We start from the raw sequence: 23,055 nt of genomic DNA on the forward strand, positions 1-23,055 counted from the left end.
AACCGTGAGTCTTCGCCCCGGCTCAGGGGATGACGCTCAGCATCATCATGGTCTGGAACATCATCGTGCCGATCTGGCTATGCGTGTCGCCGCGCATGGTGTGCACGTTGCGGAAAGCGGACTGCGGCAGGTAGAGCCAGCCGATGCGCTTGCCCCAAGGCGGCGGCGACTGGGTCACCATCCAGTTCACCGCGCCGGGCAAGCTCGGCGCGAGCTTGTGCGCATTTCTCATGAAGGCGCTGTCGAAATCGATCTGCTCGCGGATCAGGCCGCTCCCGCCGAGCATCTCGGCGAAGCGAGCGAGATGGTTGACGCCGGAACTGAAGCTCGAGGTCCCGACCTGCTGGGCCGAGCCGCGCGGCGTCGTCTGGCCGAGCGTGATCTGGATCGCGGCGAGAATGTCGTCGAGCGTCTCGACGCCGCGATCGGCGAAGAGATTGGTGCGGGGCTGGTTCGAGCGCGAGGCATTTGTCATGAAGGGCACGATCAGCGGCATCGTCTTCATCGCGGCCATCTGCAGCCCCTGCCCGGCGACATAACGCTTCACCGTCGGCCAGCGGCCCGTGAACGTCGGATAGCCGGCATCGTCGCTCGCCGAGATCGTGTCGGGATGGAAATAGATGTAGGCCCGCGAGAAATCGATCGTGCCGGCCGGGATGCAGGCACCGACCCAGAAGATCGCGCCGTTCTTCTCGATCTTGAACAGGAATTCGGAGATCGTCCCCTCGGCACTGCCCTCGACCAGCGCCGCATCGCGGGCGACCGGCGCGAAGAGGAACGGCATCACGCTGCTCGGCACGATCGCGGGAATGCTGAAGGAACCCGGCACGGTCGGCAGCGTCTGCTGGAAGCGCAGGACCTTGAGGTCGATGAAGCCGGGCTGGTCTGGTTTCGGCGGGGTCGGGGCCGGCGGCCCGGCCGCTGCGAGGGCATCAAGCTTGCGCAGGCTGCGACCACCCGGATCGACGACGCCATCGGCCAGGTTAAGCTCGCCGCGCTCCACCCAGAACGTCTGGAAGGCCAGGATCGCCGCGGCGAGTGTCGTGTTGCAGCGCTTGAAGGCTCCTGCCGGGGGTGGCGGCGACACGCCCTTCATGCCGGCGTTGCCGGGATCGATGCCCCAGAGCAGCCGGATTATCTTCTGCTGGTCGACGGGCGCATTGGCGACTTGCGTCACGCCGTCGCGCACGCCCACCGGCCCCGACAGGATCGTCATGGCTCCCCTCCCCAGCATCGCCGGGACAGTCACGCAAACCACCAGCACAAGTCCGGAACGACCCACTGGCAGGCCAGTCATCGGGCACCAAACCGGCCGGCGGAATCGTCATCCAATTTGATGAGGAGAGCGCCGATTTCGCGCGCCGCAGCGCCCCGGTTCTCTGAGACAGCCCGGGTCTCGGCGGCGTGGGCGCTTCGGCCTGCCGATCCCCCAACTTGAGCCGCTTCGTCGGCGAAGCCCTCCCGGAAGAGGCTTTGCTGTTCGACCGCACAGTAGGCGGACTTGCTCGCAGAAGGAGAGATCGGGAAATATATCTACAGAAAACCACTACGCCGGAGGACCATTTTCTTATTTTTATGACGATATTGATCGCCTGAAATTCCCGAATACCATCGGTCAGGTCGATTTATCTCACGAACAACATGGAGACTAGGCCATGGCCGATGCGATCGTGCGTTCATCGCCGCTCGACGTTCAGGCGGAAGCTTTGCTGGAAGGGCTCATCGCCGAATATGACGGCCGCTATGGCGCCAACAGCCGGCCAGGCGGAGCACGGTCCGAGATCCTGCGCTATCCGCCGGAGGCCTTCGCGCCGCCGCTGGGCGAGTTCCTGCTTCTGCGCCGGGACGGCGAGACCATCGCCGGGGGCGCATTCATGAGCCATGACGACGAAACCGTCGAACTGAAGCGTATCTGGACGCGAGACGATCTGCGACGGCAGGGCTTGGCGCGTCGCATCGTGCAGGCGTTGGAAGAGGCGGCTGCGGATCTCGGCTACACGAGAGCCTATCTCACGACGGGCTTTCGCCAGCCCGAAGCGACGAACCTCTATCTGTCGCTGGGTTATCGACCGCTCTTCGACGTGGCGGTCGACCCGGCACTGTATCGTTCCCTGCCGTTCGAGAAGCATATCGGCGCCAAGGCAGGTACGGCCGGGCAGACGCCCGTCCATCCGCCTGCGGCATCCCTGGAAGAGGCGACAGCCCGCGTCGCTGTGGTCAAGGCCCAGCAGGAGGCGCGCATCGCGGCCCGGTTGGCGGCGCATCGGGCCGTTGCGGCGTGATGCCGAGCCAGCGCTTGCAGTTCCTCTGGTACATTCCCAACGACGTGAAGTCCGGTCACCGCGGCGATATCGTCAGCCAGGACCATAACAGCCTCGACACATTGACTGGCCACGCCAAGGCCCTCGAAGAACATGGCTGGGCCGGCGCCCTCATCGGCACGGGCTGGGGCCGGCCCGATACCTTCACGCTCGCCACGGCATTGGCGGCACGAACCGAGCGTTTCGAGCCGCTGGTCGCGATCCGCCCGGGTTACTGGCGCCCGGCCCAGTTCGCGACCGCTGCCGCGACGCTCGACCATCTGTCGAATGGCCGCCTGCGCGTGAACATCGTGTCCGGCCTCGACGATCTCGCAGCCTATGGCGACAGCGAAGGCGATCAGGCCGCGCGCTATGCCCGCACCAAGGAGTTCATGCGCCTGGTCCGTCGACTCTGGACCGAGGACAAAGTGAGCCATGCCGGAGAGCATTTCCAGCTCGCCAACTCCACCGTGATGCCGCGGATCACGCCGCGTGAAGGCCGTCCCCATCCGCCGCTCTACTTCGGCGGCGCGTCCGCTGCGGCCGAGCATGTGGCGGCAAGCGAAGCGGATGTTCAGCTCTTTTGGGGCGAGCCGCGCGAGGCGCTGGCGGAACGCATCGAGCGTCTCAGGCGTCTGAGCCGGACCCTCGACCGAGACCTGCCGCCTCTGCAGTTCGGGCTGCGCATCACCACGCTGATCCGGGATACATCCGAGCAGGCCTGGGCCGATGCCGAGGCAAGGGTCGCAGCCATGGCCGCGGGCCAAAGCGGCTCCTGGCAGGATCATCGCCGCGCCGTCGCCGTGGGCCAGCAACGGCTCTTCGATCTGCACCTGCGCGGCGAGGTGCTCGACGACAATCTCTATACCGCGCCGGGACGTGTGGGCGGAGGCGGAGCCGGTACGACCTGGCTCGTCGGCTCGCCACTCGAGGTGGCCCGCTCGCTGAACCAATACCGCGATCTTGGCATCACCCATTTCATCCTGTCCGACACGCCCTACCTCAGCGAGATCGCGCGGCAGGGCCGCCAGTTGCTCCCGCTGCTAAGCGCTTCGGGGGCTGGAGGACTTTGAGAGGTCCAGTCGAAAAAACTGCTCGTCAGCCATCGTCCTTTGGCGGATTGGCCTCCGCGAGCCGCCATCTTTGGAATGCGGTTTCATTGACGGAAACGGTTCCGAAGGGAAAGATGACAGTATTGATCGCGCCTCGGTTCGGTCATTCGCGGGATTTGCTGGAGCAGCTTGCACCGCGTCAACAATGCTAAAAGCACCACGAGACGATCGTGGGCTCCGCAACGGAGTCTGACCCATGTCTGCCATCGCTGAACGATGCGGAATATCTCGTCGATCGCGCCGATGTCTGGCGTAAGAGCGTCTCGCCGCCACCACTGATCCATCGAACACCATAGACAGATTGCAGCGCCGGCTCCCCGGCGAAGGGGGATTCATGTTCCCAGCGACGCCGATACGGGCCTGCGACAAGACCGCTGAGCCCCTCCTCTTCCCCGCCATCGCCGAGCCCGCACCCGCCCTTTCCGGCTCTGCTCGTTGGCCGACGTCGCCTGGTCCGGCCAGGGCGCAATCTTCTCGGAGTCCATTATGACGGTCGTCTCGCTTGTGCCGAAGGCCCCCGGCCCGAAGGATCTTCCGAGGGTCATCGCCTCCTCCACCGCGCCGGCGCACCCGGCCCCAGCTGATCCCCAGCTTTTCCGCCAGGCGCTTCGCCAGCTCGCCGGCGGCGTCAGCGTCGTCACGACGGGCCGAGGCGCCGCGCGGACCGGCCTGGTGGCGACCTCCGTCTCCTCGCTGTCGGCCGAGCCGCCGACGTTGATGTTCGGGCTCAACCTGGCATCGTCCAGCTTTCCGGTGCTGCGGGCGCATGGCGCCTTTGCCGTGAATCTTCTCGCCGCCGACCAGAAGCCCATCGCCGACCGGTTTGCCGGCCGCGGCGGCGAGAAGGGGCTCGCCCGCTATGCCGAGGCAAGCTGGACGGAGGGCGCATCGGGTTCTGCCCTGCTCGACGGCGCGCTCGCCAATCTCGACTGCGAGATCGAGGAGCTAATCGAGCGGCATTCCCACGCCATCGTCATCGGCCGGATCCGCGAGATCAGGATCGGGAGCGAGTCGGCGGCGCTCCTCTACTGGCGCGGTGCCTATGAGCGCCTTGGCTGGCTGCCCGACGAGGCTGCGAGCGCACTCGGCCTGCGAGCCTATTGAGGAACGACGATGAGCTACCGCCTGAGCCTCCTCGACAAGAGCCCGATCCCGGAAGGCGAGAACGCCGCCGGCGCGCTGCAACGGACGGTCGCGCTGGCACAGACGGCCGAACGGCTCGGATACACGCGCTTCTGGGTCGCCGAGCATCACGGCTTTCCCGGTCTGGCGAGCTCCGCTCCCGAAGTGCTGATCGCCTATCTCGCCGCGCGCACGCGCAGCATCCGGATCGGCTCCGGCGGTGTCCTCTTGCCGCATTACAGCCCCTACAAGGTCGCGGAGATCTTCAATGTCCTGGCGTCGCTCGCTCCGGGGCGGGTCGATCTCGGCATCGGGCGCGCGCCCGGCGGGTTGCCGGCGTCGACACGGGCGCTGCGCGTCCTCCACGCATCCGGTCCCGCCCACGACTTCAGCGCACAGTTGAGCGAGCTCGATACGTTCCTGAGCGTCCACAGCGCGGAGGAAGGGGCAGCGCGCGCTCTGCCGCAGCCGCCCGTTTCACCCGAACGCTTCCTGCTGGGCGGCAGCCCGGACAGCGCCAGGCTGGCCGGGGAGCGCGGCTGGAATTTCGTCTTCGCCGGCCAGCATAATGGCGACGAGAAGACGATAGAGGCGAGCTTCGAAGCCTATGCCGGCGCGGGCGGCAAAGGGCCGGTCCTGCTGGCCGTGACGGCTCTCGCCGCGCCATCGGCGGACGAGGCGCGCAGCCTCACCGATGCGCTGAAGATCGTGCGCGTGACGCTCGACGATGGCCACAGCGTCAATCTCGGCTCGGAAGAGCAGGCGGCGGAATATGCCCGGCAGGCCGGCGCCGTCGCCTACCACACCGAAATCCGCAAGCCGCAGATCGTTTCCGGCACGGCCGAGCAGGTTCGCCGCGAGCTGGAGCGGCTGCAGGCACGCTTCGGCGTCCGTGAATTCATCATCGATACACCGCCCGCCGCCGCCGAGAAGCGGCTCGCGTCCGTGATGCTGCTGGCCGGCGAAGCGCCGGCGCTCGCAGCCTGATCATTCGGAAAGGACGAGATCCATGGCCAAGAGCACCGTGACTCCCCGCCTGACCTTCGGCGTGATGCTGCAGGGCGCCGGCAGCCACATGAATGCGTGGCGTCATCCGAGCAATCCGCCGGATGCCAGCGTCAATCTGGACTTCTTCATCCGCAATGCCCGGAAAGCGGAGGAGAACGGCATCGCCTTCGCCTTCATCGCCGACGGGCTCTACATCAGCGAGAAGTCGATCCCGCATTTCCTCAACCGCTTCGAGCCGCTGACGATTCTCTCGGCGCTGGCGGTCGCGACCCGGAAACTCGGCCTCGTCGGAACGGTCTCGACCTCCTATAGCGACCCGTTCACGATCGCCCGGCAATTCGCCTCGCTCGATCTGATCAGCGGTGGACGCGCGGGTTGGAACGCCGTGACATCCCCGTTGGAAGGATCGGGCCGCAATTACAGCCGGCCCCATCCCGAACATGCTTTGCGCTACGAGATCGCGCATGAATATCTCGATATCGCCAAGGGCCTGTGGGATTCCTGGGATGACGACGCCTTCCCGCGCGACCGCGAGACCGGCCGCTTCTTCGACCGCGAGAAGCTGCATACGCTCGGCTACAAGGGCCGCTTCTTCCAGGTCGAGGGGCCGCTGAACATCCAGCGCTCGCCGCAGGGGCAGCCCGTGCTGTTCCAGGCCGGCGCCTCCGAAGCAGGCATCGGACTGGCGGGCAAGCATGCAGATGCGGTCTTCGCCAACCATGTCCCGCTGGAGGAGGCCCAGGCGCTGTATCGCGCCATCAAGACCAGCGCGGTGGCGCAGGGCCGCAGCGCCGACGAGGTGAAGCTGTTTCCGGGCGCGGGTCCGATCGTCGGCCGCACCCCGGCCGAAGCCGAGGAGAAATATCGCGCGATCCGGGCGCTGATCTCGATCGAGGACGCGCTCGCCTATCTCGGCCGCTTCTTCGACCATCACGACTTCAGCGCCTATCCGCTCGATGCCCCCTTCCCGGATCTCGGCGATATCGGCAAGAACAGCTTCCGCTCGACCACGGACCGCATCAAGCGCAACGCGGTGCTCAAGCGACAGACGTTGCGCGAGGCGGCGCTGGAAGCCGCGACGCCGCGCACGGACCTGATCGGCTCGGCAGAGGAGGTTGCCGGCCGCCTCATCGAGCGCGTCGAGAAGCGGGCGGCCGACGGCTTCGTGCTCGGCTTCCCGGTCCTCGGAGAAGGTCTCGACGACTTCATCGCGCTTGTCATTCCCGTCCTGGAAGAGCGCGGCGTCTATGACCGCAGCCTGCCGGGCCAGACCTTGCGCGATCATCTCGGCCTGCCGCGTCGCGAGAGCCGCCATGCGCGCAATGCCCCCGCGCAAACCGTGCGCAGAGCGGGCTGAGATCGCCGCCACCGCTTGTGAGAAAGGCTCCGGAGATGGCCGATCAGTTCGTCTACACCACCCCGCTCGACCCGCGCGCGCAGCCGCTCGTCGAGCAGCTGACCTGGGAATACGCAACCCGCTACGGCAGCTATTTCGGCGACCCGCCCGGCGCCGAGATGAGCCGCTACCCCGCCGCGCTTTTCGCTCCGCCGGACGGTAATTTCGTGCTGCTCCTGCGGGATGGCCGGGCGGTCGCCGGCGGCGCCTTCAAGCGCTACGACTCCCATACCGCCGAGCTCAAGCGGGTCTGGACCGATGCCGCGCTGCGCCGCCAGGGATTGGCCCGCCGCATCGTCGAAGAGCTGGAACAGCAGGCGGTCCGCCAAGGCTACGACAAAATCTATCTGACCACCGGCTTCCGCCAACCCGAGGCCAAGGCGCTTTATCTGGGCGCCGGCTATACGGCCCTGTTCGACCTGACCGTCGACCCCGAGACCTATGGCATCCTGCCATTCGAGAAGGCACTTTCGGTCACGCCGTCGAGACGGGCCCCGCCATCGGAAAGCCACCGATCGCTCGACGCGGCCTGACGGCCGCACCAACACACCGCCTTCAGCCCGAAAGATCCGACATGACCCTCGCCAGCGACTTCGCGGGCCTGCCCTCGCACGCCCATCAGCCAGCGCCCGGGCGCGACTTCAGCCGCTACCGGATCGTGCCGGCCCGCTATCCCGGGCGGATCATCGGCACGGTCTTCGCAGGCGTCGTGATCTTCGCGATCCTGAATTCGGTGCTGTCGAATCCGCGCTGGGGCTGGGACGTCTTCGCCGAGTGGTTCTTTGCCGAGCCCGTGCTGGTCGGCCTCGGACGCACACTCCTGCTGACGCTGCTCGGCACGGTGTTCGGCTTCCTGCTCGGGACGCTGCTGGCGCTGGCGCGGGTCTCGGGCTCGCCGTTGCTGGCGTCCCTGTCCTGGGGCTATGTCTGGCTCTTCCGCTCGATCCCGCTGATCGTGCTGCTGCTGATCCTGAACAATCTCGGCTATCTCTACAGCACGATCTGGCTGGGCATCCCCTTCACCGATATCAGCTTCGGCTCCTGGCAGACGACGCAGCTCATCACGCCGTTCCTCGCCGCCGTGCTGGGGCTCACGCTCAACGCCGCCGCCTTCTCATCCGAGATCGTGCGCGGCGGCATCCTGTCCGTCGATCAGGGCCAGCACGAGGCCGCCGCCGCGCTCGGCCTGCCGAGACGCCGCCAGATCTCGCGCATCGTGCTGCCGCAGGCGATGCGCTCGATCCTGCCGACCGCCTTCAACGAGATCATCAGCCTCGCGAAGGGCACCAGCCAGGTCTACATCCTCGCCCTGCCGGAGCTGTTCTACACCATCCAGGTCATCTACCGGCGCAATCTCGAGGTGATCCCGCTGCTGATGGTGGCGACGGTCTGGTACCTCGTCATCCTCAGCGTCCTCTCCTTCTTCCAGCGCCATATCGAGCGCCACTACGCCCGCGGCGCGCTGCGCAACCCACCGCCATCGGCGATCGATGGCGCCCTGCGCTGGCTCGGCCGCGGCCGAGACAACACGAGCACCGCCTTCGCCGCGCCGGCACCGGTCGCCAGCCGGCAGGACGCGGCCTCGCTCGCGACGCTGTCGCCGCGTCGCGGCGGCGAGATCCGCATCAGCCACGTCTCGAAGAGCTTCGGCCCGCTCAAGGTGCTCGACGATGTCGGCCTCGCGCTGAAGCCGGGCAGCGTCACCGCCATCATCGGCCAGTCCGGCTCGGGCAAATCGACGCTGCTGCGCGCGATCAACCATCTGGAGCGGGTCGACGAAGGCTTCATCGCCATCGACGGCGAATTGATCGGCTACCGGCAGGACGGCGAGACGCTCTACGAACTGAAGGAGAAGGACATCCTGAAGCGCCGCATCGACGTCGGCATGGTCTTCCAGAACTTCAACCTCTTCCCCCATCTCACCGCGATCGAGAACATCGCCGAGGCGCCGGTGACGGTGCGTGGCCTCTCCCGCGAACAGGCGCTGGCCGAGGCGCGGGAGCTGCTTGCCCGCGTCGGCCTCGCCGACAAGGTCGATGCCTATCCGCGCCAGCTCTCCGGCGGCCAGCAGCAGCGCGTCGCCATCGCCCGCGCGCTCGCCTTGAAACCCAAGGTCCTGCTCTTCGACGAACCGACCTCGGCGCTGGACCCCGAGCTCGTCGGCGAGGTGCTCGACGTCATCAAGGAACTCGCCCGCTCCGGCACGACGCTCGTCATCGTCACCCATGAGATCGGCTTCGCCCGCGAGGTCGCCGATCAGGTCGTCTTCATGGAGGCCGGCCGCATCCTCGAGACCGGCGCGCCGGCCAAGGTGCTGGGCGAGCCCGACCATCCCCGCACCCGCGAATTCCTCGCCAAGGTGCTCTGACGCTCAAAGTTTTCGGACAAGGAACACGATCATGCTGACCAGACGCGCTTCGCTCGCCCTTTTCGCCGGTGCGGCTTCTTCCGCGCTCATCCCCGCCGGGGCCTTCGCCCAGCAGGCAATCGACCTCTCGCCCGAACAGCCGGGCCGTCCCCGCGCCCAGCGCGACGAGGAGGCGATCAGGCTCATCGCCGGGGATGCCAAATTCGCCAAGGACGGCGTCTTCACCGTCGGCAACAATACCGGGCGCTTTCCCTTCAGCGGTTTCGCGACCGACAACAGGACGGTCATCGGCGCGGAGGCGGAGATCGCGCAGCTTGTTGCCGACGCCCTCGGCCGCAAGCTCGAGATCGTCACCACGGCCTGGGCCGACTGGCCGCTCGGCGTGGTCTCGGGCAAGTTCGACGCGGTCATCTCCAACGTCACGGTCACCGAGCAGCGCAAGGAGAAGTTCGACTTCTCGACCTACCGCAAGGACCTGCTCGGCTTCTATGTGAAGAAGGGCAACGAGATCGTCATCCGCGAGCCGCGTGACGTGGCGGGGCTGAAGGTCATCGTCTCCTCCGGCACCAACCAGGAGCAGATCCTGCTTCGCTGGAACGAGGCCAACACCAAGGCCGGGCTGAAGCCGGTCGATATCCAGTATTACGACGACGACGTCGTTCTCTATCTCGCGCTCGAATCCGGCCGCGCCGATGCCTATCTCGGCCCCAATGCCCTGCTGAGCTTCAAGGCCGCGCAGGAAGGCAAGACGCGGCTCGCCGGGAATTTCAGCGGCGGCTGGCCAGAACTGGCCGAGATCGCCGTCACGACGCGCAAGGGCGCGGGCCTCGCCGACGCGATCACCCGCGCGCTCAACACCCAGATCGGGAACGGCAACTACGCCAAGGTGCTCGCCCGCTGGAACCTGACGGCCGAGGCGATCGCTCAATCGCGCACCAATCCGCCCGGCCTGCCGAAGGCTTGAGCCGCGGCCAGCACCCCATCGATCTTTCAGGACTGGAGTTCATCATGATTCCGCGACGGACACTCCTGTCGCTTCTCGTCGGCGCGCTCAGCACCACGAGCCTGCCCGCCTTCGCCCAGCAGGCGCCCTTCGATCTCGGCCCGGAGCAGCCCGGTCGTATCCGTGCCGAGAAGGACCCGGCGGCCGTCGCGCGCATCCCGAACAACTATGCCTTCGCCGAGCCCGGTGTGCTCACCATCGGGATCAGCCCCGGCGGGCCCCCGCTCGCGACCTATGCCACCGATGCGAAGACGGTGATCGGAGCCGATCCCGACTTCGCGCTGCTCATCGCCGGCAGCCTCGGCCTGAAGCTGAATCTCGTCCCCGTGGCCTGGGCCGATTGGCCGCTCGGCCTCGCCTCCGGGAAATACGACGCGGTCATCTCCAATGTCGGCGTCACCGAGCAGCGCAAGGAGAAGTTCGACTTCTCGACCTACCGGCAAGGGCTGCACGGCTTCTTCGTCAAGGCCGACAGCAGGATCGCCGGCATCAGGGAGCCGAAAGACGCCGCCGGTCTCACCATCGCCGTCGGCGGCGGCACCAATCAGGAGCGCATCCTCGTCGAGTGGAGCAAGCAGAACGTCGCGGCCGGCCTGAAGCCGATCGAACTCCAGCTTTTCGATGACGAGGCAGCGCGCCTCGTCTCCCTGCGCTCCGGCAGGTCGGACGTCATCGTCCAGCCCCACGCGCAACTCGTCTTCATCGCCGCGCGCGACAAGGACATCAGGCGCATCGGCACCTTGAGCGCCGGCTGGCCGCTGAAATCCGATGTCGCGATCGCAACCCGCAAGGGCAGCGGGCTCGTCGACGCGCTGACGCTCGCGACCAACAACCTGATCGCGAACGGCAAGTACGGGCAGGCACTCGCCCGCTGGGGGCTGGAGGAGGAAGCCCTGCCGCGTTCCGAGACCAACCCGCCCGGCCTGCCGAAATACTGAAAAGCCATGACGCAGCTCTCGATCCGCAACATCGCCTTCCTGACGCCCGGCAACTACGACGACGCCGATCCACGCACCGGCCTGGAGGAGACGCTCTCGCTGTTCGAATATGGCGAGGCGCTCGGTTTCGAGAGCGCCTGGGTGCGCCAGCGCCATCTCGAACCGGGTGTCTCCTCGGCGGCGGCCTTTCTCGCCGCCGCGACCCAGCGCACCCGGCGCATCGGCCTCGGCAGCGCCGTCATCCAGATGGGCTACGAGAACCCGTTCCGGCTGGCGGAGGATCTGTCACTGGTCGATGTGCTCTCCGGCGGGCGGCTGAACATCGGCCTGAGCGCCGGGGCGCCGCCCTTCGGCAAGCTGCTGGGAGAACGCCTCTTCGACGGCGACCCGGCGGCCATCGACTTCTCCCATGCCCGCGTCGCGCGCCTGGCGGCCAATATCGCGGGCGACTGGCTGGGCGAGCCGCAGGCGCGCATCACCTCGGCAGCCGGCGAGCATCGCCCCCGGCTGCGGCCGCACGCGCAAGGCTTGCGCCAGCGGCTCTGGTATGGCGGCGGCTCGCTGCGCTCCGCCCGCTGGGCGTCCGAGAACGGCTTTCATCTCCTCCTCGGCAATATCAACACCGGCGAGGAGACCGACGATTTCTTCGAGACACAGCGGCGCCATGTCGAGACCTTCCGCACGCATTGGCGCGGACCGGCCGAGCCGCGCATCGCCATCGGCCGGGTGATCGTGCCGCTCGACGGCGCCGATGCCGGGACGCGGCAGCGCTATCGTGACTATGCCGCCAGCCGCCAGGCGCGCACGCTGGTGCCGCAGGGCGAGCGGCGGACGCTGATCGCGCCGGACATCGTCGGGCCGGCCGCGGACATCGTCGAAAGACTGGAAGCCGATCCGGTGCTGCGACTGGTCGACACGCTGCGGCTGGAACTACCGTACAATTTCAGCCTCGCCGACCATCGCCAGATCCTGACGGATTTCGTCGAGCTGGTCGCACCGCGACTTGGTTGGCGCGGGCAACGAGCATCCGCAGCCGAGAGCGCGCCCGCGGGAGGCGCCCACCTATCAGACGCCGCCATCGCGTATCATCGCTCGGCGTGAGAGCTGAAAAACCCTTCCCGTGCGACAGCCTCACCGTCTTTCCGGAGGGGCTGGCATTTCGAAGCGCAGGGTCGGTCGGGGCCATCTGTTGGCCTCGAATGTCGTCTGCGAACGCCAAACACGAAAAGACCGACCGGTTGGGTCGGTTCGTGAACGTCAGCGAAGAGGAAAATGGTGCCGCTTGAGGGATTCGAACCCCCGACCCCCTCATTACGAATGAGGTGCTCTACCAGCTGAGCTAAAGCGGCAACGGGTGGCGCTGTACCAGCAGGGGGGCTGCTTGGCAAGCCGCAAGCGGTGCCATGCACAGCACCGAAGCCCCGGCGATTCTCCGGCGCGATCCCGCCTCCCTTCAATCCTTGCGCAGCTTCTCCGTCTCCGGCTTCTCCTGGCCGAGCGCGACGATGCCGCGGCGGATGGCGCGGGTACGGGTGAAGTGCTTGTGCAAGGTCTCGCCGTCGCCATAGCGGATGGCGCGGGTGAGCAAAGCGAGGTCTTCGTTGAAGCGGCCGAGCATCTCCAGCACCGCTTCCTTGTTGTGCAGGAAGACGTCGCGCCACATCGTCGGGTCGGAGGCGGCGATGCGGGTGAAATCGCGGAAGCCGCCAGCCGAGAACTTGATGACTTCCGACTGCGTCACCGCCTCCAGATCCTCGGCCGTGCCGACGATGTTGTAGGCGATGAGATGCGGCAGGTGGCTGGTGACGGCGAGCACGAGGTCATGATGCTGCGCGCTCATCACCTCGACCAGCGCACCCATCCCCTCCCAGAACTGGCGGGTTTTCGCGATGGCAGCCGCATCGGTACCTTCCGGCGGCGTCAGGATGCACCAGCGATTGAGGAAGAGGCTCGGGAAGCCGGCATCGGGGCCGGAATTCTCGGTGCCCGCCACCGGGTGGGCCGGCACGAAGGACACGCCCTCGGGCAGATGCGGCAGGACGGCGTCGACGACCGAGCCCTTGACCGAGCCGACATCGGAGACGATCGCGCCCGCTTTGAGCGAAGGCGCGATTTCGGCCGCCACCGAACCGCAGGCGCCGACCGGCACGCAGAGGATGATGTGATCGGCGCCATCAGCCGCCTCGGCCGCCGTATCAGCGACGGCATGGCCGAGATCGAGCTCGCGCGCCCGCTGGCGCACGGCCACGTCCTGGTCGGCCAGCACGATCGTGCCGGCGAGGTTCAGCTCCTTCGCCGCCCGCGCGATCGAGGAGCCGATCAGCCCGATGCCGATGATAGCGAGGCGGGTGAAGACCGGTGTGGCGCGGCGCGGCGCGAAGCTCTCCGCCATCGGCGTCAGGCCTTGCCCGCGAGGAAGTCTGCGAGCGCGGCGACGACGAGGCGGTTCGCCTCCTCGGAGCCGATGGTCATGCGCAGCGCGTCCGGCAAGCCATAGCCGCCGACGGCGCGCAGGATGAGACCGCGCCGGGTCAGGAAGGCGTCGGCCTCCTTGGCGGTCTTGCCCGGCGTCTTCGGGAAATGGATCAGGATGAAGTTGCCGACCGAGGGCGTGACCGCGAGGCCGAGCTTCTCGATCTCGGCGGTCGCCCAGGCGAGCCATTTGTCGTTGTGCTCGATCGCGGCCGCGACATGGGCCTCGTCGGCGACGGCGGCGGCACCGGCCTCGATGGCGGCTCCGTTGACGTTGAAGGGGCCGCGGATGCGCTCCAGCGCGTCGATGACATGGGCAGGCCCGTAGAGCCAGCCGATGCGCAGATTGGCGAGGCCGTAGATCTTCGAGAAGGTCCGCGTCATCACGACGTTCTCGCTCTCGGCGACAAGCTCGAGGCCCGACGCATAGTCGTTGCGCCGGACATATTCGGCATAGGCCGCGTCGAGCACCAGCAGGACATGCGGCGGCAGGCCGGCCTGCAGGCGCTTCACCTGATCGAAGGGCAGATAGGTGCCGGTCGGATTGTTGGGATTGGCGAGGAAGACGATCTTCGTCTTCGGCGTCACCGCCGCGAGGATGGCGTCGACATCGGCCGTATAATTCTTCTCGGACACGACGACCGGCTTGCCGCCGGCGGCAAGGATCGCGATGCGATAGACCAGGAAGCCGTACTGGCTGTAGATGCCCTCATCGCCCTCGCCCAGATAGGCCTTGGTGACGAGTTCGAGCAGTTCGTCGGAGCCATTGCCGCAGATGATCCGCTGGGGATCGAGGCCGTAGCGGCCGGCGATCGCCTGCTTGAGCCGGCTCGACGAGCCATCGGGGTAGAGCTCCAGCTTGGCGGCGACGCCCTCGAAGGCCGCGATCGCCTTCGGGCTCGGACCCAGCGGGGTCTCGTTGGAGGAGAGCTTGTGCAGCTTCACGCCGGCGGGCGCGGCGGATTTGCCGGGAACATAAGCCTCGATCTCGAGGACGCCGGGACGGGGCACGGGGCGGGAGGCGGTCATCTATCGGTCTTTCGGTTCGATCCTTCCCCGTCATTCCGGGCGACCGGAGGGAGACCCGGAATCCATCGGAGGGCGATGCACTCTACGATGGATCCCGGGTCTGCGCTGCGCTTGCCCGGGATGACGACGGCGGATCAGAGGCGATACGTGAGAGCGTTCACGAACGGGCGGATTTGACGGCGAAACGGGCGGCGTGGCTGCCGACCTCCGAGAAGTCGCTGAGACCAGCGGGTGCGAGCGCAGCCCGGATCGCCGCCTGATCGACCTCGCCGGAGGCGGCGACCAGCAGCGACAGATGCGAGCCGTCGGCAGCCGAGGCCGAGACCTCGGCCAGATGCTCTGCAAGACCGTGGCGCAGCGCCTCCGACCAGCGCTCGACACGGGCGGCATAGAGCACGATCTCGCGCACCGCGGCGTCCGCCAGCGGCTTGGCGATGCAGTAGACCGGCGTGCCGGCCGGATGGTCCGGGCGCTCGACGAAGGGCAGACGCGCGATGATCTTCGGCGCATCCGGCCCGATCAGGTCGCGCCACCAGATGCCGGCGCTGGCGCCCTGATCCATGCGGAAGATGCCGAGATCGCCGGCGGATTCGGCGACGGCGCGGATCACGGCGCGGGCGTCCTCATGCGGGACGAAAGGCACCGTGAAGCCGAAATGGAAGCGGGCGGAATCACGCATCGCCGGGTCGCCGCCCGAAACATCGGCATGGACCGAATAAGGCGCCTGCACATAGGTGAAGGTGGCGATGATGATGCGCCAGACGCTCTCGACGGTGTCGAGCGGCAGGAGGCCCTTATGGCTGAGCGCGAGCCGCTTCATGATGTCGGCCTCGCGGCCGGGGCGGAAGGCGGAACCGGAGGCCTGCGTCTTCTTGATCGAGATCAGCGTCTCGATGATCTGCGAACGCTCCATCAGCAGCGCATGCATCGTGCTGTCGATGCGGTCGATTTCGCTGCGCAGATCGGCAAGGGTGGTCGGGGCGGCTTCGGTCATGGCAACGCGCTTTCCGGCAAGGCCACGCTCCTTAGCGCTCCCGCCGCGCCTTGGCAAAGCCGGCTGCGCAGTCCCGCGTTGACAGAGGCGTCTCGACACGGCATCGCTAGAGTTCGATTTTCCGAACGCTTGGACCGGCAAGACAAATAACACTGCCGAAACGGACGATATGAGCGATCTCTCCCCCAGCCTCGCCGACCCGCTGAAGGAAGCCAACGAGCCTTCGAGCCCGGTCGCGCGCTTCGGGCCTGAAGCGCCGCTATTGATGGATTGCGGCGTCGTGCTCGACCATTGGCAGATCGCCTACCAGACCTATGGCGAGCTCAACGCCGAGAAATCCAACGCGGTGTTGGTCTGCCACGCCCTGACCGGCGACCAATATGTCGCGAGCCGCAACCCGATCACCGGCAAGGGCGGCTGGTGGACCGCGATGATCGGACCGGGCAAGCCGATCGATACCGACCGCTTCTTCGTGATCTGCGCCAATGTCGTTGGCGGCTGCACGGGCACGACCGGCCCGGCCTCGACCAATCCGGCGACGGGCAAGCCCTGGGGCCTGTCCTTCCCGGTCGTCACCATCCGCGACATGGTGCGGGCGCAGGCGGCATTGATCGACTCGCTCGGCATCGAGACGCTGTTCTGCGTCGCCGGCGGCTCGATGGGCGGCATGCAGGTGCTGCAATGGGCGGCGAGCTATCCGGGCCGTGTGTTCTCGGCGCTGCCGCTGGCGACCGGCGCCAAGCATTCGGCGCAGAACATCGCCTTCCACGAGGTCGGCCGGCAGGCGGTGATGGCCGACCCGGACTGGCGCCAGGGACGCTATCTCGAAGAAGGCACCCGGCCTTCCAAAGGATTGTCGGTCGCCCGGATGGGAGCGCATATCACCTATCTCTCCGAGCAGGCGCTGCACCGCAAATTCGGCCGCAAGCTGCAGGACAGGGAGGCGCCGACCTTCTCCTTCGATGCCGACTTTCAGGTCGAGAGCTATCTGCGCCATCAGGGCCTGAGCTTCGTCGAGCGCTTCGACGCCAATTCCTATCTCTACGTCACGCGGGCGATGGATTATTTCGACCTCGCCGACGACCATGACGGAGTTCTGGCGCGCGCCTTCGCGGGGACGAAGACGCGCTTCTGCGTGGCCTCCTTCACCTCGGACTGGCTGTTCCCTACGGCGGATTCCCGCGCCATCGTGCATGCGCTCAACGCGGCCGGCGCTTCGGTCTCCTTCGTCGAGCTGGAGAGCGACAAGGGCCACGACGCCTTCCTGCTGGAAGAGCCCAATCTGTTCGCCACGACGCGCGGCTTCATCGGCGCGGCGGCACGGGCGCGGGGACTCTGAGCATGACCCTCCCGGACAATCAGACGAACCGCATCGACCTCAAGCTCGTCGCCGAGATGGTGCAGCCCGGCACGCGCGTGCTCGATGTCGGCTGCGGCGACGGGGCGCTGCTGGCACTGCTCGCGGAGACCCGCAACGTCGATGCGCGCGGGATCGAGCTCTCGCGCGAGGGCGTGGCCGATTGCGTGGCGCGCGGGCTCTCGGTGATCCAGGGCGACGCCGACACCGATCTCGCCGACTACCCCAACGACTCGTTCGACTATGTCATCCTGTCCCAGACGATTCAGGCGACGCGCAATCCGCGCCTCGTGCTGGAGCAGATGCTCAGGATCGGCCGTCGCGCCATCGTTTCCTTCCCGAATTTCGGGCATTGGCGGATGCGCTCGCAGGTGTTCTTCCAGGGGCATATGCCGGTGACCGAGGCCCTGCCCTATAGCTGGTGGGACACGCCCAACATCCATTTCTGCACGATCCGCGATTTCGTCGCGCTCTGCGACCTGATCGGCGCGGAGAAGGAACGCGCGGTGGCGCTCGACGCCGCCGGCGGCAAGGTCGGCGTCAAGGCGCCGTGGTGGTTCTGGAACCTGTTCGGCGCCCAGGCGGTGTTTCTGCTGAAGCGGGGGTGAATCCTTCTCCTCACCGGTCTCGGGCTTGCCCCAGACCGGCTTCTGGAGAGCGTATGTCGGAAACATCCGACATACGCGGAGAAGGTGGCAGCGCGCAGCGCTGACGGATGAGGGCGACGCAACAGGCAAAGAAAAGGGCCGCTTGCGCGACCCTTCCCTCATCCGCCTGCTCCCCAGACACCTTCTCCCCGAGGGGAGAAGGGCGCTCGCGATTTCAGTTCAGCGCCACACCCACGGGCCGCTTCTCCTTAACGGCCGCGACATGGCCCAGCATCAGCGAGCCCGGACCGACGGTGATCGGCACCGTCTCGCCATCGACGATCTCGCCGGCCAGGATGGCTTCCGCCAGCGGATCCTGAACGAACTTCTGGATCACGCGCTTCAGCGGGCGCGCGCCATAGGCGGGGTCATAACCCTTGTCGGCCAGCCACTCGCGCGCCTCCTTCGAGAGCTCGAGCGTGATCTTGCGATCGGTCAGCAGCTTCTGCAGCCGGGCCATCTGGATATCGACGATGGCGTCCATGTCCTTCCGCCGCAGGCGATGGAACAGGATGATGTCGTCGATCCGGTTCAGGAACTCGGGCCGGAAGGCGTGGCGAACCACGCCCATCACCTCGTCGCGCACCGCATCACTGTCCTGCCCCTCGGGCTGGTTCACCAGGAACTCCGAACCGAGATTCGAGGTCATGATGATCAACACGTTGCGGAAATCGACCGTGCGGCCCTGGCCATCGGTCAGGCGGCCATCGTCGAGAACCTGCAGCAGGACGTTGAACACGTCCGGATGCGCCTTCTCGATCTCGTCGAAGAGCACGACCTGATAGGGCCGGCGGCGGACCGCCTCCGTCAGCGCCCCGCCCTCCTCATAGCCGACATAGCCGGGAGGCGCGCCGATCAGCCGGGCGACCGAGTGCTTCTCCATGTACTCGGACATGTCGATGCGCAGGAGCGCGGTGTCGTCGTCGAACAGGAAGGATGCCAGCGCCTTGGTCAGCTCCGTCTTGCCGACGCCGGTCGGGCCGAGGAACATGAAGGAGCCGATCGGACGGTTGGGATCCTGCAGGCCGGCCCGCGCACGACGGACCGCGGTCGAGACCGCCTCCACCGCCTCGCGCTGCCCGACGACGCGGGAGCCCAGAACCTCCTCCATGCGGAGCAGCTTCTCCCTCTCGCCTTCGAGCATGCGATCGACCGGCACGCCGGTCCAGCGGCTGACGACCTGCGCGACATGGTCAGGCGTCACCGCCTCCTCGACCATGCCGGCGCCCTCGCCCTTCTCCTCGACCTCGGCGAGTTGCTTCTCGAGCCCGGGGATCTCGCCATAGGCAAGCTCGCCCGCCCGCTGATACTCGCCCTTGCGCTGCGCCTGGGCGAGTTCGTTGCGGGCGTTGTCGAGCTTGGTTTTCAGCTCGGCGGCGTGGCCGAGCTTGTCCTTCTCGGCTTTCCACTTGGCCGTGATGGTGTCGGAGCGCGACTCCAGATCGGCCAGTTCGGATTCGAGCCGCTTCAGCCGCTCCTTCGAGCCGGCGTCGTTCTCCTTCTTGAGCGCCTCCTGCTCGATCTTGAGACGGACGATCTCGCGGTCGATCGAATCCAGCTCCTCGGGCTTGGAATCGACCTGCATGCGCAGGCGCGCCGAGGCCTCGTCGACAAGGTCGATCGCCTTGTCCGGCAGGAAGCGGTCGGTGATGTAGCGGTTCGACAGGGTCGCCGCCGAGACCAGCGCCGAATCCGTGATGCGGACGCGGTGATGCTGCTCGTATTTCTCCTTCAGGCCGCGCAGGATCGAGATGGTGTCCTCGACCGTCGGCTCGTCGACGAAGACCGGCTGGAAGCGCCGCGCCAGCGCCGCATCCTTCTCGACATATTTGCGATACTCGTCGAGCGTGGTCGCGCCGATGCAGTGCAGTTCGCCGCGCGCGAGCGCCGGCTTCAGCAGGTTCGACGCATCCATCGCGCCGTCGGTCTTGCCGGCGCCGACGAGGGTGTGCATCTCGTCGATGAACAGGATGATGCCGCCATCCGAGGACGAAACCTCGGTCAGCACCGCCTTCAGCCGCTCCTCGAACTCGCCGCGATATTTCGCGCCGGCGATGAGCGAGCCCATGTCGAGGGCAAGCAGTTCCTTGTCCTTCAGGCTCTCGGGCACGTCGCCATTGACGATGCGCAAGGCGAGGCCCTCGGCGATGGCGGTCTTGCCGACGCCGGGCTCACCGATCAGGACGGGATTGTTCTTAGTCCGGCGCGAGAGGACCTGGATGGTGCGGCGGATCTCCTCGTCGCGGCCGATCACCGGGTCGAGCTTGCCCTCGCGCGCCGCGGCCGTGAGGTCACGGGCATATTTCTTCAGCGCGTCATAGGCCTGCTCGGCCGAAGCGGAATCGGCGTTGCGGCCCTTGCGGATCGCCTCGATCGCGGCATTCAGCGCCTGCGGGGTGACGCCGGCCTTCGACAGCGCCTTGCCGGCTTCGGTGTCCTTCTCGATCGCGAGCGCGAGCAAAAGCCGCTCGACCGTGACGAAACTGTCGCCGGCCTTCTCGGCCGCCTTCTCGGCGGTGTCGAAGACGCGGGCGAGACCCGGCGTCAGGTTGAGGCCGCCCGAGCCGCCCGAGACCTTCGGCAGCTTCGCCAGCGCCTGGTCGACAAGCTGCAGCGCGAGGCGCGACTGGCCGCCGGCCCGGTCGATGAGACCCGCCGCCATGCCTTCGTTGTCGTCGAGCAACGCCTTGAGCAGATGCTCGGGGGTGAATTGCTGGTTGCCCTCGCGCAGCGCGATCGTCTGCGCCGCCTGGAGGAAGCCCTTCGCCCGATCCGTATATTTTTCAATGTTCATTCAGATCACTCCGCCCGCAGGCCGCGCCCCGTAGCGACGCAAGACCCGCTGCCTTTCATCAGGATAGGGCGCCGCGATGGGCCGCCCTTCGCCTCCCAAGATAGTGTGACATTGGCGCAACGGAAGAGGGGGCGATGCAATTGACCTCGGCCTCGCGCCAGGCGCAGATCGGGCATGGCCGGGACCAAGCGACAGCAGGCGATTCGTCGGGCGTTGAGAGCGCTGGCACCGGGCATCCCGCTTTCCGACGCAGAGGCGGTGATCACCCTGGCGGAGCGGCGCCACATGAAGGACCTGCCGCCTTCGACGGCACTGTGGCTCGCGCTCGGCAGCCATGTCCGCCACGTCCATACCGATTACGAGCGTCTGCTGGGCGAGGGCTATGACCGCGATGCCGCCCGCTTCTTCGTCGCCGACGAAACCGATGCGGTGCTGACCGGCTGGGGCTGCCAGCGTTCGGTCGCGGATGGAGAAGACGATGCGGACGCTTGATCGAAACGGATACAGAATTTGATCTGTCAGGGCGCCTGAAGGCGGCTATCGTCCGGCAGATTGCAACGGCCGGACAGATCATGCGCATCGAGACGCTTTACCGCTATCCCGTGAAGGGGCTTTCGCCGGAGCGCCTGTCGCAGGCCACCCTGCCGGCAGGCGGCTATTTTCCGGGCGATCGGCTCTTCGCCATCGAGAACGGCCCTTCGGGTTTCGACCCGGCCGAGCCGGTGCATCAGCCGAAGATCAAATACCTCATGCTGATGCGCAACGAATCGCTGGCGCGGCTGCGCACGCGCTACGACGATGCCAGCGGCGATCTCGTCATCCGGCACGAGGGCAAGGAGGCTTTGCGTGCCCCCATGGCCACCGAAGAGGGCCACGCCGCGCTCGCCCGCTTCTTCGAGAGTTTCATGCCGGACGAGCTGCGCGGGGAGCCGAAACTGCTGACGGCGCCCTCAACCTATCGCTTCACCGATTCCCGCTCCGGCTTCGTCTCGATCATCAACCTCGCCAGCGTCGCCGATCTCGAAGGGCGGCTCGGACGGCCGGTCGATCCGCTGCGCTTCCGCGGCAACCTGATGGTGAGCGGGCTTTCGGCCTGGGGGGAAAACGACCTCGTCGGCCGCGACCTCGCCGGGCCGGACGGCCTGAAGCTACAGGTCATCAAGCGGATCGAGCGTTGCGCCGCGACCAATGTCGACCCGGATACCGGCGCCCGCGACATGCAGATCCCGAAGGCGCTGATGAAGAATTACGGCCATGTCGATTGCGGCATCTATTGCCGCATCATTGCTGGCGGAACGCTGCGGGAAGGCGACGCCCTCATGCCGTCCGAGGCGCCCGCGGAACTCGGCATCGCCTGACCACCCCGGAGAGCACCGCAGACAAGAAAAAGGGCCCTTGCGGGCCCTTTTTTATCTCTGATGGTCCGATGCTCCGAACTTACTCGGCAGAACCGTCCGTCTCGGAACCCAGCGCGTCCATGACCTCGCGCGGCGACCGGCGACGGCGCACCCGCTTGGCCGGAGTGGCCTCCTCGGCCGTATCGCCGACCGGGGCGGGCTCAGCAGGTTCCGCAGCCACCGGCTCGACCGGCGCCACGGTGCGGACCGGGTTCGTCAGGAAAGACGGCAGCGCGCTGGCGACGTCTTCCCCCTCGGGCTCGGGCTGCCGCTCGCGACGCGGGCGGCGCTCGGCGCGCTGCGGACGCTCGAAGGAGCGCTCGGCCTGCGGCTGCTCGGCAGCGACGGGCGCCACCGGCTCCCCGACATTGCCAACCGGAATGTCGGAACGCGGTGCGTCGGGACGCGGCGTGTAACCGCCCTGCCCGGCTTCGCCGTTGCGATCGAAGCGGCGTTCGCCACGATCCTGCCGGTCGAAGCGACGCTCGTTGTTATTGTTGTTGTTGTTGTTATTGTTGTTGTTGAAGCGCTCGCGGCGGTTCTGACGGTCGAAGCGCTGGCCGCCACCTTGCGACTGGCCGTCGCCGGCTTCGCCCTCGGCGCGCTGGCCACCATGCCCGTTATAGCCGTTGCCGTTCATCTGGCCGTTCTGACCACGGAAATCCGGCTGCGGGCCCGTGCCCGGCTGGAAGGAGCCGTCGTCGTCCCCCTCCTCCTCCATATCGTCCTCGACATCGACGAAGGCGCGATTGGGCGGGAAGGTATGGCCGAATTGCTGCGTCATCTGCTCCTGCGCTGCGAGCAGGATGCGATAATAGTGTTCGGCGTGCTGGAAGTAGCCCTCGGCAGCAACGGTATCACCCGAAGATTGCGCATCGCGAGCGAGCTGCAAATACTTCTCGGCGACGTGCTGAGCCGTGCCGCGAACCTTTACGTCCGGCCCGTTCGACTCGTAGCTACGCTGCAAAGGGTTGGGAGATTTACGATTGCCGTTATTGTTGCCGTTATTGCTACGGCCGCGCATACGCCGGTTCTGACCTGGTCTCATTCGCGTCTGTCTCGCGCTTCTTTGTTCAAAGCAACCGTGGCGTCGTCATGCGCGTTTCGACACACAGCGG

20 protein-coding genes and 1 tRNA gene are annotated in these 23,055 nt (G+C 66.8%); 14 read left to right on the forward strand and 7 right to left on the reverse strand.

From position 1 onward, the window contains the following. Window positions 1-22: 22 nt before the first annotated feature. Complete coding sequence (locus tag AB6806_RS12830) at window positions 23-1,216, reverse strand: hypothetical protein (protein ID WP_370954713.1); 1,194 nt, start codon at window positions 1,214-1,216, stop codon at window positions 23-25. A gap of 439 nt (window positions 1,217-1,655) precedes the next feature. Here AB6806_RS12830 and AB6806_RS12835 point away from each other — a divergent pair, with 439 nt between their 5' ends. The 10 genes from AB6806_RS12835 to AB6806_RS12880 all read left to right on the forward strand — a co-directional run bounded on the left by AB6806_RS12835 (window position 1,656) and on the right by AB6806_RS12880 (window position 12,348). Further along, on the forward strand, window positions 1,656-2,282 hold the full coding sequence (locus AB6806_RS12835; protein WP_191124490.1) for a GNAT family N-acetyltransferase: 627 nt from the start codon (window positions 1,656-1,658) through the stop codon (window positions 2,280-2,282). Continuing rightward, a complete protein-coding gene (locus AB6806_RS12840; RefSeq protein ID WP_370954714.1) occupies window positions 2,282-3,373 on the forward strand; it encodes an LLM class flavin-dependent oxidoreductase in 1,092 nt (363 codons plus the stop codon). Before AB6806_RS12835 ends, AB6806_RS12840 begins: the two co-directional genes overlap by 1 nt. 525 nt (window positions 3,374-3,898) lie before the next feature. Then, a complete protein-coding gene (locus tag AB6806_RS12845; RefSeq protein ID WP_142019995.1) occupies window positions 3,899-4,516 on the forward strand; it encodes a flavin reductase family protein in 618 nt (205 codons plus the stop codon). 9 nt (window positions 4,517-4,525) lie between these two features. Next, window positions 4,526-5,521, forward strand: a complete 996-nt coding sequence (locus AB6806_RS12850; protein ID WP_370954715.1) for an LLM class flavin-dependent oxidoreductase — start codon at window positions 4,526-4,528, stop codon at window positions 5,519-5,521. A gap of 22 nt (window positions 5,522-5,543) precedes the next feature. Further along, on the forward strand, window positions 5,544-6,899 hold the full coding sequence (locus tag AB6806_RS12855) for an LLM class flavin-dependent oxidoreductase (RefSeq protein ID WP_370954716.1): 1,356 nt from the start codon (window positions 5,544-5,546) through the stop codon (window positions 6,897-6,899). A 35-nt stretch (window positions 6,900-6,934) separates the two neighbouring features. Further along, the gene (locus AB6806_RS12860; protein ID WP_038360707.1) at window positions 6,935-7,471 is read left to right on the forward strand and encodes a GNAT family N-acetyltransferase; all 537 of its coding nucleotides are present in this window, start codon (window positions 6,935-6,937) and stop codon (window positions 7,469-7,471) included. Between the two features lie 41 nt (window positions 7,472-7,512). Then, complete coding sequence (locus tag AB6806_RS12865) at window positions 7,513-9,306, forward strand: amino acid ABC transporter permease/ATP-binding protein (RefSeq protein ID WP_133562428.1); 1,794 nt, start codon at window positions 7,513-7,515, stop codon at window positions 9,304-9,306. 31 nt (window positions 9,307-9,337) lie between these two features. Beyond that, complete coding sequence (locus tag AB6806_RS12870; protein ID WP_142019989.1) at window positions 9,338-10,270, forward strand: ABC transporter substrate-binding protein; 933 nt, start codon at window positions 9,338-9,340, stop codon at window positions 10,268-10,270. A gap of 44 nt (window positions 10,271-10,314) precedes the next feature. Further along, window positions 10,315-11,247 (forward strand): ABC transporter substrate-binding protein, encoded by a 933-nt coding sequence (locus tag AB6806_RS12875; RefSeq protein ID WP_142019985.1) that lies wholly within the window; start codon window positions 10,315-10,317, stop codon window positions 11,245-11,247. 6 nt (window positions 11,248-11,253) lie between these two features. Next, window positions 11,254-12,348: an LLM class flavin-dependent oxidoreductase gene (locus tag AB6806_RS12880; protein ID WP_142019983.1), complete on the forward strand. Its 1,095-nt coding sequence runs from the start codon at window positions 11,254-11,256 to the stop codon at window positions 12,346-12,348. A gap of 172 nt (window positions 12,349-12,520) precedes the next feature. Here the strand turns inward: AB6806_RS12880 and AB6806_RS12885 are convergent. From AB6806_RS12885 to AB6806_RS12900, 4 genes are all read right to left on the reverse strand, one after another. Further along, window positions 12,521-12,596, reverse strand: a tRNA-Thr gene (locus AB6806_RS12885). Window positions 12,597-12,700: 104 nt separating this feature from the next. Beyond that, window positions 12,701-13,639 carry a prephenate/arogenate dehydrogenase family protein gene (locus tag AB6806_RS12890; protein WP_142019975.1) on the reverse strand — a complete coding sequence of 313 codons (939 nt, stop codon included), beginning with the start codon at window positions 13,637-13,639 and terminating at the stop codon, window positions 12,701-12,703. Window positions 13,640-13,644: 5 nt separating this feature from the next. Then, complete coding sequence (hisC, locus tag AB6806_RS12895; protein ID WP_142019972.1) at window positions 13,645-14,748, reverse strand: histidinol-phosphate transaminase; 1,104 nt, start codon at window positions 14,746-14,748, stop codon at window positions 13,645-13,647. 157 nt (window positions 14,749-14,905) lie between these two features. After that, on the reverse strand, window positions 14,906-15,742 hold the full coding sequence (locus AB6806_RS12900) for a chorismate mutase (RefSeq protein ID WP_038360693.1): 837 nt from the start codon (window positions 15,740-15,742) through the stop codon (window positions 14,906-14,908). 169 nt (window positions 15,743-15,911) lie between these two features. Here AB6806_RS12900 and metX point away from each other — a divergent pair, with 169 nt between their 5' ends. Then, complete coding sequence (gene metX, locus AB6806_RS12905) at window positions 15,912-17,081, forward strand: homoserine O-acetyltransferase MetX (RefSeq protein WP_142019970.1); 1,170 nt, start codon at window positions 15,912-15,914, stop codon at window positions 17,079-17,081. Window positions 17,082-17,083: 2 nt separating this feature from the next. Next, window positions 17,084-17,707: a methionine biosynthesis protein MetW gene (gene metW / locus AB6806_RS12910; RefSeq protein ID WP_142019968.1), complete on the forward strand. Its 624-nt coding sequence runs from the start codon at window positions 17,084-17,086 to the stop codon at window positions 17,705-17,707. 214 nt (window positions 17,708-17,921) lie between these two features. Here metW and clpB read toward each other — a convergent pair whose 3' ends face one another. Then, complete coding sequence (gene clpB, locus AB6806_RS12915) at window positions 17,922-20,540, reverse strand: ATP-dependent chaperone ClpB (RefSeq protein ID WP_142019966.1); 2,619 nt, start codon at window positions 20,538-20,540, stop codon at window positions 17,922-17,924. 174 nt (window positions 20,541-20,714) lie between these two features. Between clpB and AB6806_RS12920 the strand changes: the two genes are divergently transcribed. Together AB6806_RS12920 and AB6806_RS12925 are read left to right on the forward strand one after the other, a co-directional pair. Next, window positions 20,715-21,032 (forward strand): DUF2293 domain-containing protein, encoded by a 318-nt coding sequence (locus AB6806_RS12920; RefSeq protein WP_370954717.1) that lies wholly within the window; start codon window positions 20,715-20,717, stop codon window positions 21,030-21,032. Between the two features lie 80 nt (window positions 21,033-21,112). Then, entirely contained in the window at window positions 21,113-21,898 is a 786-nt protein-coding gene (locus AB6806_RS12925) for an MOSC domain-containing protein (RefSeq protein ID WP_370954718.1), read from the forward strand. 79 nt (window positions 21,899-21,977) lie between these two features. On the opposite strand, the gene AB6806_RS12930 is transcribed toward AB6806_RS12925, so the two are convergent. Then, on the reverse strand, window positions 21,978-22,961 hold the full coding sequence (locus AB6806_RS12930; protein WP_370954719.1) for a DUF4167 domain-containing protein: 984 nt from the start codon (window positions 22,959-22,961) through the stop codon (window positions 21,978-21,980). Between the last annotated feature and the right edge of the window lie 94 nt (window positions 22,962-23,055).

The organism is Allobosea sp. RCC_152_1 (genome assembly GCF_041360765.1).
Classification (GTDB): domain Bacteria; phylum Pseudomonadota; class Alphaproteobacteria; order Rhizobiales; family Beijerinckiaceae; genus Allobosea; species Allobosea spartocytisi.

Bases quoted from the DNA above. Each gene is read 5' to 3' on its own strand.
- AB6806_RS12830 (WP_370954713.1), bottom strand. From the start codon at position 1,216: ATGACGATCCTGTCGGGGCCGGTGGGCGTGCGCGACGGCGTGACGCAA.
- AB6806_RS12835 (WP_191124490.1), top strand. From the start codon at position 1,656: ATGGCCGATGCGATCGTGCGTTCATCGCCGCTCGACGTTCAGGCGGAA.
- AB6806_RS12840 (WP_370954714.1), top strand. From the start codon at position 2,282: ATGCCGAGCCAGCGCTTGCAGTTCCTCTGGTACATTCCCAACGACGTG.
- AB6806_RS12845 (WP_142019995.1), top strand. From the start codon at position 3,899: ATGACGGTCGTCTCGCTTGTGCCGAAGGCCCCCGGCCCGAAGGATCTT.
- AB6806_RS12850 (WP_370954715.1), top strand. From the start codon at position 4,526: ATGAGCTACCGCCTGAGCCTCCTCGACAAGAGCCCGATCCCGGAAGGC.
- AB6806_RS12855 (WP_370954716.1), top strand. From the start codon at position 5,544: ATGGCCAAGAGCACCGTGACTCCCCGCCTGACCTTCGGCGTGATGCTG.
- AB6806_RS12860 (WP_038360707.1), top strand. From the start codon at position 6,935: ATGGCCGATCAGTTCGTCTACACCACCCCGCTCGACCCGCGCGCGCAG.
- AB6806_RS12865 (WP_133562428.1), top strand. From the start codon at position 7,513: ATGACCCTCGCCAGCGACTTCGCGGGCCTGCCCTCGCACGCCCATCAG.
- AB6806_RS12870 (WP_142019989.1), top strand. From the start codon at position 9,338: ATGCTGACCAGACGCGCTTCGCTCGCCCTTTTCGCCGGTGCGGCTTCT.
- AB6806_RS12875 (WP_142019985.1), top strand. From the start codon at position 10,315: ATGATTCCGCGACGGACACTCCTGTCGCTTCTCGTCGGCGCGCTCAGC.
- AB6806_RS12880 (WP_142019983.1), top strand. From the start codon at position 11,254: ATGACGCAGCTCTCGATCCGCAACATCGCCTTCCTGACGCCCGGCAAC.
- AB6806_RS12890 (WP_142019975.1), bottom strand. From the start codon at position 13,639: ATGGCGGAGAGCTTCGCGCCGCGCCGCGCCACACCGGTCTTCACCCGC.
- hisC (WP_142019972.1), bottom strand. From the start codon at position 14,748: ATGACCGCCTCCCGCCCCGTGCCCCGTCCCGGCGTCCTCGAGATCGAG.
- AB6806_RS12900 (WP_038360693.1), bottom strand. From the start codon at position 15,742: ATGACCGAAGCCGCCCCGACCACCCTTGCCGATCTGCGCAGCGAAATC.
- metX (WP_142019970.1), top strand. From the start codon at position 15,912: ATGAGCGATCTCTCCCCCAGCCTCGCCGACCCGCTGAAGGAAGCCAAC.
- metW (WP_142019968.1), top strand. From the start codon at position 17,084: ATGACCCTCCCGGACAATCAGACGAACCGCATCGACCTCAAGCTCGTC.
- clpB (WP_142019966.1), bottom strand. From the start codon at position 20,540: ATGAACATTGAAAAATATACGGATCGGGCGAAGGGCTTCCTCCAGGCG.
- AB6806_RS12920 (WP_370954717.1), top strand. From the start codon at position 20,715: ATGGCCGGGACCAAGCGACAGCAGGCGATTCGTCGGGCGTTGAGAGCG.
- AB6806_RS12925 (WP_370954718.1), top strand. From the start codon at position 21,113: ATGCGCATCGAGACGCTTTACCGCTATCCCGTGAAGGGGCTTTCGCCG.
- AB6806_RS12930 (WP_370954719.1), bottom strand. From the start codon at position 22,961: ATGCGCGGCCGTAGCAATAACGGCAACAATAACGGCAATCGTAAATCT.